The sequence below is a fragment of the uncultured Mobiluncus sp. genome (assembly GCF_947254095.1).
In the GTDB taxonomy this organism is placed as follows: Bacteria; Actinomycetota; Actinomycetes; order Actinomycetales; family Actinomycetaceae; genus Mobiluncus.
In genome coordinates this window covers 1-14,315 of record NZ_CAMYBV010000007.1, presented here as the reverse complement: position 1 = coordinate 14,315, position 14,315 = coordinate 1, and the positions used below count along the sequence as shown (strand labels likewise).

Sequence of the window (14,315 nt, the reverse complement as noted above, 5' to 3'; positions counted from 1 at the left end):
GCCCCCACCAGCCCGTGAATGGGAGAGAATAGGGGGGTGAATAACCCGACGCCGAATCTACCCCCGGAGCCGACCGATGCCGCCAGTTTGCCTTCGAGGCCCGCTGCGACATCGGATTTTTCCCCGTTTCTCCCGGTCCAAGTGCCCATTTTGCCGTGGAAGAACACGAAACTTTTGAGCCAGGCTCTAGGCGACACGGTCTATGTCAGCTCCGCTTTTGCCACGGCCCTGCGCTTGGAACTACAGCTCGGCGTACCCGCCCAACGCGGTGAAATCGGGGTAAGGGTTCCGGTTGACAATCCGGATTCATGGTCTGAATTTTTTTGTCTGGGTGACGCTTCCCCCCAGCTGGGCAGGGCTTTACGTGCCGAAGTCAGCGCTCGGGAAGTGCTGGCAAATCCCCAGGCATTCTCGCAACTGGTGTCACGCTTAGCGGATAATCACTGGTACGGCATCGAGATTGAGGTTCCGGGAGAAAACCTCGATTCGCAACTGATACAGGTGGCCCAGCGCACCACCGACGCGGGCCTGCATCCGGTATTAAGTGTTTTGCCCGGAGCCCTACATTCTCAAAATCAAGGGATTATGAGCGCGTTTGAAACAATTTCGCTGGACCTTCTCAATGGCTACCAGCCCCGACGCGAACAGTTGAAGTATCTGGCGACTCAGCGCGTGGTCGGTAAAATCATTGACGCGAAAGGTCGCGAGAGAACGAACTTGGAAGCCGCTTTGGAGACCCTGGTGTTGATGCGTGCTCAATTAGCCAGCCATTCGGAAGTTGTCGTGGGAATCGCGGGGGATTTCGGTTTGGAGTCCCTCACTCTGCCGCTGCGAGAGGACTTGGATTTCGTGGCCAAAACGCGCTTGGCGGGGGCTCCGGAAAAGATTTTTGAAGCCCTGGATTTGGCTAATGCCCTGACCCAGGGCAAGACCACGGTGGCTTCCGCGTTCGTGGCTGATGTATTGTCCCGGTCTGGCAAAGCCACGTCCCTTCCGGTCTAGCTTTGGCGCTAAAGGCCGGCAAACAGTAGAATTGCCATGCAAAGTTTTTCGGAGGTGTGTGCAATGTCTGAGGGCAAGTGGCTGTTCCTGGCTGGTTTGGGGGCTGGAGCCGCATTGGCCTTGCGGATGAGTGAAAAACAAATTAGCAGCGTAAAAGGTTTTGCGGCAAAAATTGCTAATTCGGAGAGCGTCACGGATGCTCGCCGGGTGACCGCCGAAAAGTTGAACGATGTCTTGCGCACGCAGGGAGCTAAGCTCATCGATAAGTTGGCTGAAAACCTAAAGAGCCAGTTGAACGCGGGAGGCGGTGCCGCTTGGGCGGGCTTTGCTAACGCCGGAGGAGCCGGGGGCAATCCTCCCGAATCGTCAACCACATCAACCGATAAAGACGGTGTTACCCGCGATAAAGACGGTCACATTATTATTGATGGAAAAATTGTTGCCTAAAACCGAACCGGTGGAGAGGTTACCACAGTAGATGAACTCACAGAACCTCCCCGAACCCACACCGGAACAAATTAAGCGCTGGCGGCGCTATCTCGCCGAGGAACGTGACGAAGCCAAGATTTACCGTGCTATCGCTAAAAAACGCTCCGGCATGAATCGCGAAATTCTGTTGGAACTGGCCGATGCCGAAAAACGTCATGAGGATTACTGGTTGGCGCACCTCGGCACTCACGCCGAGCCGGCTCCACACAGCCCCTGGTATGTTCGGCTGCTGCAGGGGCTGGCAATCAAGATAGGCTCGATTTTCGTCTTGGCGATGATGCAGCGCTCCGAAGAACGCGGCACCTACGATGTTGATGCCGACGCCACCCCGCAGATGGCGGCAGATGAGCACCTGCATTCCGAGGTAGTGCGGGCTTTGGCAGCCCGCTCTCGCGCCCGTTTCTCGGGACGTGCCCGCGCCATGGTCTTCGGGGTCAACGATGGTTTGGTTTCCAATCTCGCTCTCGTGGCGGGTATTGCGGGTACCGGCGTTGCGCCATCAATAGTCCTGGTCACCGGACTGACCGGGTTGGTGGCCGGAGCCCTGTCGATGGGTGCGGGAGAATACATTTCCATCACGTCTCAACGCGAGCTGTTGGAATCTTCACAGCCCGACCCTGACGTGAAACAGCGTCTGCCCATGTTGGATCGCGCCGCTAATGAACTGAAACTCCTGTTCATGGCTCGGGGTGAGAAGCCTGAAGAGGCAGCCGCGCACGCGGTTTTGGCCTTGGAAGCCATTGATGCACAACTGCAGTCACGTACGCTGTCTAAAGCGGTTTCGCCCGACCAGCCACAGGACTCCTGCCCGGGCGAGTCACCGGACGAAAAAAATGTGCCAGGGGGCGATACCACCCTCCCTTCTGCGTCAAGAATGTCAACTGAAGAATCCAGAAAACAAGCCGATAATCCGTTCGCCCTAGCCTTCGAGGACACTCCCTCTGGAGAGCTCGAGGCGATTGGCTCCGGGTCTCAGGCGGCCGTGTCCTCTTTCCTAGCTTTTACCCTGGGGGCCTTCGTTCCCCTAATCCCTTTCCTCCTGGGACTCAGCGGAATCCCCGCTATTAGCGCCGCGGTCGTCCTGGTCGGACTGATGTTGCTGATGATTGGAGGAACCATCGGCATTCTGTCCGGGAAACCGCCGTTTTTGCGAGCCTTGCGACAAGCCGCTATCGGTATAGCTGCCGCCGTCGTCACTTACCTCTTGGGTCTCGCCGCCGGGGGCGCATTTTCCCTGTAAAACCCCCGGCAACAACGGTTTGCGCGTCCTGTCCTGCCACAAAAACACGCGGATTCTCGCTAACCCGCCATGATTTACCCCTCTGGGGATTTTACGGGGAAAGTTTCGCTTTGCCTCAGGTAAAATGCTCACGTGCTGAGTGCTATATTCTCTTTCGATGCCGGCCTGTTTTCCACAACTATCCCGGCAGCAGCACCTGTTTCTTTCAACGACATTTTACCTCAAGTGTTTCGGGTTCTCGACATTACTGGCGTCTTCCTCAACGGTATCCTCGGCGGCAGACTGGCTCGTCAAAAGCATTTTGACCTGGTTGGTTTCGGGGTTTTGGCGGTCGTTTCCGCTTTGGGAGGCGGCATCATTCGCGACATCATGCTGAACAACGCTCCCCCTGTAGCGCTGACCGACAAATTTTATTTGACCATGGCTTTGGCTGGGGCGGTGGTCGCCGGGTTATGGAAGTTTGATGGCAAATGGTCGCGGCGCACCCTCATTTTATTCGATGCTCTGGTGCTGGGGATTTGGGCTGGCACAGGTACCCAAAAGGCATTGAGCTTGGGGTTCGACGTGATTCCGGCTATCTTAATGGGTGTTGTCACCGCTATCGGTGGGGGAATGGTACGCGATATCGCCGCGGGCAATGTGCCGATGGTTTTCGGCGGAAGCAGCCTCTATGCCATTCCGGCAATCCTCGCGGCGTGCGCCGATGCCGCTTTCTATAAACTCGGATACCCCCTGACAGGTATGGTGGCGGCGGCTCTCATCGGTTCGACTCTCACCATCTTGGCTTCGTGGCGCCGCTGGGTTCTGCCCGAAACTCACGACTGGACGATTTCGATGACTCACCAGCAGTGGAAATCAGCGCAGCGGGCACGCCGAATCGCCCGCGGGGATTATCCAGATGCTAAGACAAAGAAGCTGTGGAAAAACCAGTTTTCCACAGGTGAAACCGAAGAGGATAGCGGACACGACGACTCCGGTACCACACTTGAGAAGTGAGCAGTTTCTCTAACTTCGAGGCGTCAACGCCGAGGCGCCGAGCCAGTATCGGCGACGTTGTCTTGATTGGCTGCGCGGCACTGGTGTGGTGGGCGCTATGGCCTGGAGCAGGGCCTAACTTGGCGAATTTTCCCACCCCTGGCCTCCACTGCCCCGCCAGTTCCGCCAGCGCGACAGTCGGCGGTTCCTTGCGGCAACTGTGTGCCTTGACGGTTCGTCAAGATGCTGGACCCAGTGGGTATCAGCGCGATATGTTCGGAGCGGGGTGGCTGGACCGCGACGGAAACGGCTGCGATACCAGGGCGGACATTTTGGCTCGGGATTTTCAGTCCCCGCGTTTTGCAAATAGCGCCAAGCCATGCCGGCTGACCGGGGGAATTTTTCACGATCCCTACACCGGTAAAACCATGCAGTTTGAGACAGCGCCGGGACGCAAAGTCCAGATTGACCACGTGGTGGCGTTGGGCAATGCGTGGAAGTCCGGGGCTTGGGCCTGGACGAAAGCGCAGCGGGAGGCTTACGCAAACGACCCGAGCGTGCTTCTAGCGGCAGACGGACCGGCGAACCAACAGAAATCCGACGCCTCCGCCGATGCCTGGATGCCTCCGAACCGCAACTTCCGTTGTTCCTACGCCCGCCAGCAAATCGACATCAAGTACCGGTGGAACCTGACGATCACCGCCGCGGAAAAAACCGCGCTACTCTCTGCCTTGGCCAAATGCTAGGCAAGCCTGGCGCAATCCGCCTTACTTTGCCAAAGCCTGAGCCACCACCTGTTTTGCTTCTTCCTGAATAGCCTTGAGATGCTCAGAACCCTTAAACGATTCGGCATAAATCTTGTAAATATCTTCGGTACCGGAGGGACGCGCGGCGAACCAAGCGTCCTTGGTGGTGACTTTCAACCCGCCGATAGCTGCGTGGTTGCCCGGCGCCTGTACCAGGCGGTCGACAATCGGTTCCCCGCCCAGAGTCGAGGCCGCAACGTCTTCGGGCGCCAAGGCCGCGAGCTTGGTCTTTTCGGCCTTGGTAGCGGGGGCGTCCACCCGTTCGTAAGCGGAGGCACCAAACCGGGCCACCTGTTCCTCGTGCAAAGCGCTGGGAGTTTTTCCGGTCACTGCAAGGATCTCGGAGGCCAACAAAGCCGCAATCAGCCCATCCTTGTCGGTGGTCCACACGGTACCGTCTTTGCGCAGGAAAGATGCGCCGGCGGATTCCTCGCCGCCGAAGCCTACGGATCCATCGAGTAACCCGGGAACAAAATACTTGAAACCGACGGGAACCTCAACGAGTTTGCGTCCCATATCGGCCACTACCCGGTCAATTAAGGCCGAGGACACCAGGGTTTTACCTACGGCACAGCCCTGTGCCCAGTGCGGACGGTGGGTGAACAGGTACTCGATTGCCACCGCCAGATAGTGATTGGGATTCATCAGGCCGTCGGCAGTAACGATACCGTGACGGTCCGAATCAGCATCGTTTCCAGTCGCAATATCGTAGGGAGCCGAGCCGCCCTCCATCACCTGACGCAAAGAAGCCATCGCGTATGGCGAGGAGCAGTCCATCCGAATCTTGCCGTCCCAATCCAAAGTCATAAAAGACCAGCACGGATCGACCTTTTCGTTCACTACCGTCAGGTTCAACCCATAACGCTCCGCGATGGCAGCCCAGTAGTCTACCGAAGCGCCGCCCAGGGGGTCAGCCCCGATACGAATTCCCGCAGACCGAATCGCCTCAACGTCAACTACGTCAATCAGCGAATCTACGTATGACGGTAGAAAATCTGTTTTCCCGATGAAATCCGATTGCTCGGGATGTGGGTTCCTCGGTACGGAACGCCACCCTTGGCGCAAAATTTCGTTGGCGCGATTAGCAATCCAGGAGGTCGCGTCCGAATCGGCGGGCCCCCCGCTGGGCGGGTTGTATTTAAAGCCGCCGTCACGAGGCGGGTTGTGCGAAGGAGTAACGACGATACCGTCAGCTAGTCCAGCCCCGCTCAGTCGCACGCCTCCCGGAGTGCCCGCCCCATTTGCCTTGAGGATGGCGTGAGATACGGAGGGCGTGGGGGTGAAAGAGTCACGCGCGTCAGTCAGAGTGCGCACTTCCATCCCCGCGAGGACTTCCAGAGCGGTACGCCACGCCGGTTCGGACAGGGCGTGCGTATCGCGACCAATAAACAGAGGCCCGTCGTATCCTTGCGACTGACGGTATTCCACAATCGCGGCCGTGGTGGCTACGATGTGAGCCTCGTTAAAGGCGCGGTCCAGAGATGATCCGCGATGGCCCGAAGTGCCGAACGAAACTGCATGTGCAGGCTCGTTCACGTCGGGTTCCAGGTCATAGTAAGCGCTGATGACTTCATCAACGTTGATGAGGTCTTCCGGTTTGGCAAGTTGTCCAGCTCGTTCATGCATAGTCTCATTGTTTCACCAATTTCTGTTCCGGGGCGGACGTTTAGAGGGCGAAACCCGGAAACTTTTGGCGTCGAAAGCTCGCATTTGGCCCAATGGGGCTTTAAAATTGCACACGTGCCAGAAACTGACCAGGAAAACAGCAAGAACCCCGCCGCAGCCGTTCCCGATCCGAACCAGAAAGTCGCGGTCATCATCCCTGCTAAGGATGAAGCCGATTCGATTGGGGCGACTATTCGTGCCTGCAAGGCGTTGCCCCGAGCGGATTTGTTCGTGGTGATTGATGATGGTTCCACCGACAATACGGGAGAAGCCGCGCGCAGTGCCGGTGCTGTGGTGGTGCGTCATTCCGTCAACCGCGGTAAGGCCAGCGCGATGGAAACCGGAGCAAAAGTCGCGGCCATGCGCGACCCCGAAGACGGGCCTCGCCGTCTCATCCTGTTTCTGGACGCGGACTTGGGAGATTCCGCGGCCCAGACTTTCCCTCTGGTCGAGGCTGTAATGCAGGGGCGCACGGACTGTGCCATAGCCGCGCTGCCCCGCCAAGCCGGTGCCGGCGGTCACGGTTTTGTGACACGTCTGTCGCGTCGAGCGATTCGCTGGGCGACCGGGTGGGAACCCCTCCAGCCCCTGTCCGGTCAACGTTGCCTCAGTGCGGAAGCGTTTTTCGATTGTCAGCCTTTGGCGCACAAGTGGGGTGTGGAAACCGGCATGACTATCGACCTGCTGGTTAAGGGGTACTCGGTGCAGGAAGTTCCCTGCGACCTGACCCACCGGGCTACCGGCAACGATATGGCGGGGTATCGTCACCGTCTAAGCCAATTTAGAGATGTATTCCTGGCCGCAGCAACACGCTTTGTGCGCCATGTACGGGCTCCGCTTCGGCTGCGCCTTGCCGCGGCTAGTAAACAACAGCCCGGCGAGGTTTACTGCCTGAAATAACGTTGCGTTGAGCGGTTAGCGCTGGGGCTGGTCTGTCAGGAATTTGTGACATCCCTGTGCCAAGATGGCTGGGAACATGACCGCGGCTCCTGCCATGCCCAGCAGGATTCCAGAATCATTGAGTAGCATTCCCACCACCATAGTGGTACACCAAGCCGTAAATAAGGCTTTTTCCGCGTGATTCCAGGTGATTCCTTCGGGTTTTAGTTTGGCGCCGATACTGCCCCACAGCCAGCCGTAGTCACGCCGGTAGGGGTTGCGCATATTGGCGAACAGCGGAGCCAGAATAATCGCCAGTGCCAGCAGGATAGCCAGAATGACACTAATAATGAGCCACGCCGGCCAGCCGGCGTTCCAAACCATCGTCGATTTGTTAATCAGTACCGGTAACACTCGACCCTGGGCGAGCGTATCCATAAAGTTGCCCAAATGAGTGCGTTCCTCGGCAGGCCGCAACCAATCCAAATAAGCAAATATGGCTGCTACAACTACGGTCAATAAGGCTATCATCGCAGATGATAGGATTGTTAGAGGTTTTCGGTTGAATTTTAAGAACAGGATGGCAAAGCCGGGAACCAGAGCCATCGTGCCGCCGAAATCTGCCCCCAGACTGGGGGCTGAGTCCAGAATAATCACCGCGCCAGCTAGCACTACCAGCACTACCATCAGGGACTTTTCTGAGACATTCGGTTGTTTACGTTCCTCTACCAGTCCGTAGGCCACCGTAGCCAAGGTGAGCGCCCCGGTGGCGAGTACCGCGAACATGACATTGTCGATACCGAAGAAACGCCCTCCAACTGTTGATTGCAGACCCATGATGGAATCCAGTACCATAGGGGAACCAATTAAGGGGTCAAGAACCCCTACTATCAGCGACGATATGCTTATTATGAAGAGCGGTCCGAGGAGGGAATTCAAGCCTAAAGCGCTCCAGACAATCGCCGCTAGGGCGCTGAGGATGACCGGGAGCTGGCAACCCAGCCACAGGTAGCTGACGGCAGCCACGTCCGTATCGGACGGACCGAGTTCCCACCACGGCACCAAGTTCATGAAGTACGCCATGGCCGGAATGAGGGCGGCGAAGGTTGCGACCATTCGCCAAAATCCCAGCAGCGCCCGGGGCTGTTCCCAGTCTTCATTCAGCCGTAGGTGAGTGCGGCGATTCAGTGTCCATACTGCCACAATCAACAACAAAGCCAGCCCCACCCCCAAGCCGGGAAGGAACCAAACCTGGACATTGCGAATCATCGCGGCCCGGCGCGCTGCCGACGCGAGAGACTCCACTGTGACCACATTTCCCGTAGTGATGGTTGAGCCTTGCACCCACGCTGGTTTCTGAGCTCCGACATAGTCCAAGATGGTGGCGGTTAGGTCGGCGGTTTGCACCCACCCCGGTCGGTGGGTGGAAGCCGAGGTAGCGCCCCCATTGCCAAACTGGGGGCCGCGCGCCGCAAAAACCTGCAGCCTGGGATTTCCCTGCGGAACGATGGCTTTTTGAGGCGCAGATTTGTCAATTAGGTAAACGTCAGATTCTTGATTTATCGCGGGTTTATCATCAGCTATTGAGGCAACAATGGTATTCCAACCCGAATCATCGCCGCGCTGCCAGGCGGCGCGAATAATTTGGGGCTGCAGGTGGCGGGGAAACACCCTCATATCGACCACGACGACCGCTCCGGGAGTCATGACCTGGCTGAGCAGGTCAGCAAAAACTTCCGGACTGGCGCCCCGGTAGCTAGAAGCCGGCGAAAAGCTCAGAGAATCGGGAAGTTTGGTGCCGGGCGCGTCAGGGTGCATGAAACCCAGACCGGCCGCCGCTCCATCACCAAACAGGCGCAAGCGCGTACCGGAATCCAGCACCGCCCGACCGAGGCTCCAGCCTTTTTCACTTGAGCCCATACGGTTTCCCGTCGCCAGCGCCCGAAAACCGGCAGCCGGAACAGTGGTGTTCGCTTTGGTGCGCACCACGGAATTTGCACGGGTGGAACTGTCCAGGAGTCCTCGTAAATCCGGGTCGGCCAGTGAATCATCATCCCAGCGCCATTGCGCGCCCAACAAAACTAGCAGCGGCGTGCGGCTCACTTGGGCAGCCATGCTGACCGGACCGGAGGTACCACCCAAACTAGAGACCGATGAAGACGCTCCGGTGGCTATGCTTTTGGGACCGCGACCTCGTGAACCGAGTCAACTGGTGAGCTCTTAGAGGTAGGACCCATTGCTACGGGAGGCGCCCCGGCGGGAGCTTCTGAAGCGGTCGGCTCTTGGGGCGCACCAGGAACTTCAAAAGTCTTGACGACAGTCGAAGAATTCGTCTCATTGGCCGAGGAAGGCTCTGGATTGGCTTGCCCTGAGGCCGGAGACTCATTGACCGTCGCCTCGGGAGTTTTCTCAGTCTTCGTCTGCGTATTAGTTTCTGTGGGAGTTGCACCTGTCTTAGGTTTAATCGCCTCAGAAGTACGGCGCCCCGCCTCACTGAGAGAGCCCACATCCACACCGGCAATCTCGTGATGCTCGAACGGATCCCAGTGCATTTCTTGGGAAGGATCCCAGGGTTTGGTGTCAAAAGTATTGGTTGAGCTCATCGCTCCGGCGATGAGGCCCATGCTGACAATAATCGCGGTCAAACCAGCAACCAGGTAACGCGTAGTAGGAAGCGGCTTATAAGAACGCTTAATCGGTTTACGCGTACCGTTGCCCGTCCGCCCCGACGTCGGGCGCGGAGGCATAGTAGCGGGCTTGACTTTTGTCTGCATGGTTAAAATCATACCGATTTTTGTGGAAATTGCGCTGCTTCGCGATAATTATTTTGAGGAGTACCATCTATGAACACCGTATCAAACAATCCAGCATCATTGATTTCGACTGGAACATTACTTCCCGGACCGGAGGTGAGAGGTCCTCTGCGGGTTTCCTTCCTGGGACCTTTCGGGACTTTTAGCGAGCAAGCGACCCATGAAATCACGCCCCGTGACGCCACCTTGATTCCCGCGGTCGGCGTCGAATCTGCCCTGCATCTGGTTCGTACCGGCGAGGCCGATCGCGCTGTCGTGCCTATTGAGAACTCCGTTGAAGGAGGCGTCAACGCTACTTTGGACACTTTAGCTCACGGCCAGCCCCTGACGATTGTGGATGAAGTTTTAGTACCGATTGCCTTTGCGTTGATGGTACGGGCAGATTCCGGGCTTGAGTTGAGTCACATCAAAAGAATCGGCACGCATCCGCACGCCTGGGCGCAAACTCGCTGTTGGGTGGAACAGCATATCGGTGAGGTGACTCATATCCCGACCACTTCCACGGCCGCGGCTGCAAAACTGCTGGTGGAGGACGACTCGTGCGGCTATGACGCGGCTCTTTGCTCCGCAGTATCCGCTTCGGCCTATGGCGGAAAAACTCTCGCGGAGGGGATTGCCGATGATGACAGTGCCCAAACCCGATTTGTGCTGGTTTCCCCTCCCGGAGCTATTCCTCCCCCCACCGGCGCGGACAAAACCACAGTTCAGGTGACGTTACCGGATAATGAATCCGGCGCCCTGCTGACCATGCTGGAACAGTTTTCGGCACGGGGAGTAAACCTTTCGCGCATCGAATCACGGCCGGTCGGAGGGCATTTTGACCGCTACGCCTTTTCCATTGATATCGAGGGTCATATTTTTGAAGAACGTGTCAAAGATGCGTTGATGGGGCTGCACCGAACCTGCCCCGAAGTGCGGTTTTTAGGCTCCTACCCGCGGGCGGATCGGATGCGCACCCAGATTGTACGGGGGACGGCGAATATGGATTTCGCTACGGCACAAGCCTGGATAGAACAGGTCGTCTCCGGTCGCGCGGTGTGAGGTTGCCGGGGAGACGCGTTATCCAAAGACGCCGCGCAAAACGGTTATGCTTTATACATGATTGATTTGCGTGCGATGAAAGACAATCCGGAACCGATGCGGGCCTCTCAGGTGGCTCGTGGTAACGACCCCGCAACTGTAGACCAGGCCTTAGCCGCCGATGAACGTCGCCGGGCGACCCTGACCGCTTTTGAAACCGCGCGAGCCGAACAAAAGGCCTTTTCAAAGACCATCGGCAGTGCCTCGAAGGAGGAACGCCCCGCCCTGCTGGAGAAAGCCAAGGAGCTGAGCGAAAAAGTTAAGGCTTTAGAAGCTACGTCTAATCAGGCCGCCGAGGAAGCCAAGCAGGCCGCGATGGTGCTGGAAAACCTGATTTTGGAGGGAGTTCCTTCCGGCGGCGAAGACGATTACGAGGTACTGGGTCAGGAGGGCGTGCCGATTCGCGACTTTGCGGTGGAAGGCTTCACTCCCAAGGATCATCTCGACCTGGGTATCGGTTTGGACGCCATAGACACTGACCGGGGCGCCAAAGTTTCGGGGGCGCGGTTCTATTATTTGAAGGGCGTGGGTGCCCGCCTCGAACTCGCCATCCTCAACGCTGCCTTTGACACCGCTATGGCTCACGGGTTCACCCCGATGATTACGCCGTGCATGGTGTCACCTGAGACGATGAGCGGGACGGGATTCCTGGGCGAGCACTCGGACGAGATTTACTATCTACCGGCAGATGATTTGTACCTCACCGGAACTTCGGAAGTTGCTTTGGCTGGCTATCACACGGGAGAAATCATTGACCTTTCCGCCGGCCCCAAGCGTTATACCGGCTGGTCGGCTTGTTTTAGGCGCGAAGCGGGTTCCTACGGTAAGGATACGCGCGGCATTATTCGCGTCCACCAGTTCCACAAGGTCGAGATGTTTTCCTATTGCAAACCTGAAGATGCGCTGGCGGAGCATCAAAAGCTGCTCAATATGGAACGCGAAATGCTCGCCAAGGTGGAACTACCCTATCGAGTCATCAATACCGCGGCCGGAGATCTCGGTTCCAGCGCGGCGCAAAAGTTTGATTGCGAAGCCTGGCTGCCTACCCAGAAGCGGTTTATGGAAGTAACGTCCACATCCAACTGCACGACTTTCCAGGCGAGACGCCTGGGAATTCGCTACCGCGATGTGGAAGGAAAACCGCAGGTCTGCGCCACTTTGAACGGGACGTTAGGAACTACGCGCTGGATTGTGGCTATTTTAGAAAACCACCAGCAGGCCGACGGCTCAGTGCGGGTCCCCGCCGGTTTGCGTCCCTATCTGGGCGGGTTGGAAGTTCTGGAACCAGTTAGTCAACCAGGTAAATAACTTGAATAGCTTTTTAGCACGATATTAACCCAATACCGGAGGTTTTGTTGGGCGAGTACACCGAACAAGTCAAGCGCCACGCCATTGCGCTGGGTCTGATGGGCTTGCCCGAAAATCCTCGTGATGTGTTAGTCTCCCTGGACATTGACGGCACCATAGTCACCCCTGAACAGCAGATTTATCCCGCCGTAAAGGAATACGCCGACCGCCTCCGCATCGGTGGGGTGCATATCTGCATCACCACGGGACGTTCCGTCCCGGCTACCCTGCCGGTGGTGAAAGGGCTGGAATTGGAAAGTGCCTGGATTGCCAGCGCCAACGGCTCCCTGGTCGGCCATTTTACTCAAGCCGGCGGTTACACCCTGACGAATCAATACACTTTCGACCCCCGCCCAATTGTGGCTCGCGTGTTGCAGGTGCTTCCCGAAGCCTGCATTGGGGTGGAGGACAATCCCCTCGGTTTTCGGGTTTCCAAGCCCTTCCCGCCCGGAGAACTACGCGAAACTCTGGAGGTTCAAGACCTCGATATACTCTTGGCGACTCCGGTTTCCCGAGTGGTCATTCGCGAACCCCAGTTGAATAACGAGGAATTTCATCGCGCGGTCAAACGCATAGATTTTACCGGAGTGGAACACGCCATCGGGTGGCGTTCCTGGCTGGATATCAATCCACCGGGAACCTCAAAAGGGCACGGGCTTGCCACTGTTTGTGAGAATTTGGGGGTTGACCTGGGTCACACTATTGCCATCGGAGACGGCGGTAACGATATTCCCCTGCTGCGGACTGCCGGCTACGGGGTCGCCATGGGAAATGCCCGACCCGAAGTAAAAGCAGCCGCTGACGCCACTACCCTGCCGGACACGCAGCAGGGCTCGGGTGCAGTCTTGGAAGCTCTCACCCAGGTAATGGGACTTTAAGGTATCCGAGCTGCCTCCCTCGGGGAGAGGCTCCCGGCAAAATCCTGCCAGCCGAACTGAAATCTTACTCTCTGCACTAATTTCATAAGTGTTGTTAATTCAACTGAAATCGAAAAAACTTAGGAATCAGCGGGTAAAATTTTTGTATCGGAGGCTCGTAAGGAGGGGGCGATAATGCCAAGATTCGATTCCACAGAACATGTTCGCTGGCTCGGCAATCACATGCAAACGGTGCTGGAGTACGGACAGCATGCTTATATTCATGGCGGTTTTGGATACATTCGCAGCGATGGGAGTGTTGATGCGGCAAAACCTGTGGCGCTGGATTTGACGGCTCGCTCAACTTACATTTACGCCATAGCATCGTTATTGGGAATCCCCGGTTCTTTGCGACGATGTGAACACGGAGTCCAAGCCATCAGGAATGCATTCAAAGATTCTGATTATGACGGCTGGTTTTCTTTGATAGAGCCGATTCAAGAACGCCAAAAATTAGCAAACACGCCCGGTATTCCTGCGGGTATGGAGGGGAGCCGGAAAACCTCACGAACCATGTCCTATCTGTTAGAAGCAGCTGCCGCGGCCTCGTTAACCCCTGTCAACAGCGCTAAAGAACTTCTTGAACAAGCTATTGATGTCGAAGAGAAATACTTTTGGGATGAAGAAGTTGGTCGTGTAAACGAAAACTTCGAACGGGATTTTTCAGAGATGGAAAGCTATCACGGCATGAGCTCAAACCTGCACGCCGTGTCAGCTTTCTTGACCGTAGCTGATGCTACTCAAGACAAAAAGTGGATTGAACGAGCCGCGCGGATTGTTTCTTTTGCCATGGAACAAGCCAGAAACAACAATTGGCGAGTTCCGGAACACTTCGATGGGAATTGGAACCTGGACCGAAACTACAATGTCGGCACCCCAGCTGACCCACGCCGACCCTATGGAATCAATGTCGGACACAATTTTGGCTGGTCACGGAAGATTATCCAAGTAGCTGCCGCTTTACAAAACAATGGTCTCGAACCCCCGAAAGATTATTTGCAGGTGGCACGAGAGATTTTTGATCGAACAGCCGCGGATTCATGGTGCAAAGACGGCCACAGCGGTATTTTCTTTACCGTGGACTATCAAGGTAAACCATTGA

General features: G+C 56.7%; 13 protein-coding genes. 10 read left to right on the top strand and 3 right to left on the bottom strand.

From position 1 onward, the window contains the following. Nucleotides 1–36: 36 nt before the first annotated feature. From Q0X47_RS03500 to Q0X47_RS03480, 5 genes are all read left to right on the top strand, one after another. On the top strand, nt 37–1,002 hold the full coding sequence (locus tag Q0X47_RS03500; RefSeq protein WP_297722959.1) for a hypothetical protein: 966 nt from the start codon (nt 37–39) through the stop codon (nt 1,000–1,002). Nucleotides 1,003–1,038: 36 nt separating this feature from the next. After that, complete coding sequence (locus Q0X47_RS03495) at nt 1,039–1,449, top strand: hypothetical protein (RefSeq protein ID WP_297722957.1); 411 nt, start codon at nt 1,039–1,041, stop codon at nt 1,447–1,449. 31 nt (nt 1,450–1,480) lie between these two features. After that, entirely contained in the window at nt 1,481–2,731 is a 1,251-nt protein-coding gene (locus Q0X47_RS03490; protein ID WP_297722955.1) for a VIT1/CCC1 family protein, read from the top strand. 132 nt (nt 2,732–2,863) lie between these two features. After that, nucleotides 2,864–3,727: a trimeric intracellular cation channel family protein gene (locus tag Q0X47_RS03485; RefSeq protein WP_297722953.1), complete on the top strand. Its 864-nt coding sequence runs from the start codon at nt 2,864–2,866 to the stop codon at nt 3,725–3,727. Beyond that, nucleotides 3,724–4,452 (top strand): HNH endonuclease family protein, encoded by a 729-nt coding sequence (locus tag Q0X47_RS03480; RefSeq protein ID WP_297722951.1) that lies wholly within the window; start codon nt 3,724–3,726, stop codon nt 4,450–4,452. Before Q0X47_RS03485 ends, Q0X47_RS03480 begins: the two co-directional genes overlap by 4 nt. A 21-nt stretch (nt 4,453–4,473) precedes the next feature. Here the strand turns inward: Q0X47_RS03480 and pgm are convergent, their stop codons facing one another. Then, nucleotides 4,474–6,138 carry a phosphoglucomutase (alpha-D-glucose-1,6-bisphosphate-dependent) gene (gene pgm, locus Q0X47_RS03475; protein ID WP_297722949.1) on the bottom strand — a complete coding sequence of 555 codons (1,665 nt, stop codon included), beginning with the start codon at nt 6,136–6,138 and terminating at the stop codon, nt 4,474–4,476. A 189-nt stretch (nt 6,139–6,327) separates the two neighbouring features. Between pgm and Q0X47_RS03470 the strand changes: the two genes are divergently transcribed. Then, nucleotides 6,328–7,077 carry a glycosyltransferase family 2 protein gene (locus Q0X47_RS03470; RefSeq protein ID WP_297723099.1) on the top strand — a complete coding sequence of 250 codons (750 nt, stop codon included), beginning with the start codon at nt 6,328–6,330 and terminating at the stop codon, nt 7,075–7,077. 15 nt (nt 7,078–7,092) lie between these two features. On the opposite strand, the gene Q0X47_RS03465 is transcribed toward Q0X47_RS03470, so the two are convergent. Continuing rightward, a complete protein-coding gene (locus Q0X47_RS03465; protein ID WP_297722947.1) occupies nt 7,093–9,159 on the bottom strand; it encodes a hypothetical protein in 2,067 nt (688 codons plus the stop codon). A 68-nt stretch (nt 9,160–9,227) separates the two neighbouring features. Continuing rightward, entirely contained in the window at nt 9,228–9,842 is a 615-nt protein-coding gene (locus tag Q0X47_RS03460; protein WP_297722945.1) for a hypothetical protein, read from the bottom strand. Nucleotides 9,843–9,899: 57 nt separating this feature from the next. Between Q0X47_RS03460 and pheA the strand changes: the two genes are divergently transcribed. The 4 genes from pheA to Q0X47_RS03440 form a co-directional block, all read left to right on the top strand. Continuing rightward, nucleotides 9,900–10,910 (top strand): prephenate dehydratase, encoded by a 1,011-nt coding sequence (gene pheA, locus Q0X47_RS03455; RefSeq protein WP_297722943.1) that lies wholly within the window; start codon nt 9,900–9,902, stop codon nt 10,908–10,910. Between the two features lie 57 nt (nt 10,911–10,967). Further along, entirely contained in the window at nt 10,968–12,257 is a 1,290-nt protein-coding gene (serS, locus tag Q0X47_RS03450; RefSeq protein ID WP_297722941.1) for a serine--tRNA ligase, read from the top strand. Between the two features lie 47 nt (nt 12,258–12,304). Continuing rightward, nucleotides 12,305–13,174, top strand: a complete 870-nt coding sequence (locus tag Q0X47_RS03445) for an HAD family hydrolase (RefSeq protein ID WP_297722939.1) — start codon at nt 12,305–12,307, stop codon at nt 13,172–13,174. 174 nt (nt 13,175–13,348) lie between these two features. Further along, on the top strand, nt 13,349–14,315 hold a 967-nt coding region (locus Q0X47_RS03440; protein WP_297722937.1), incomplete at its 3' end, for an AGE family epimerase/isomerase.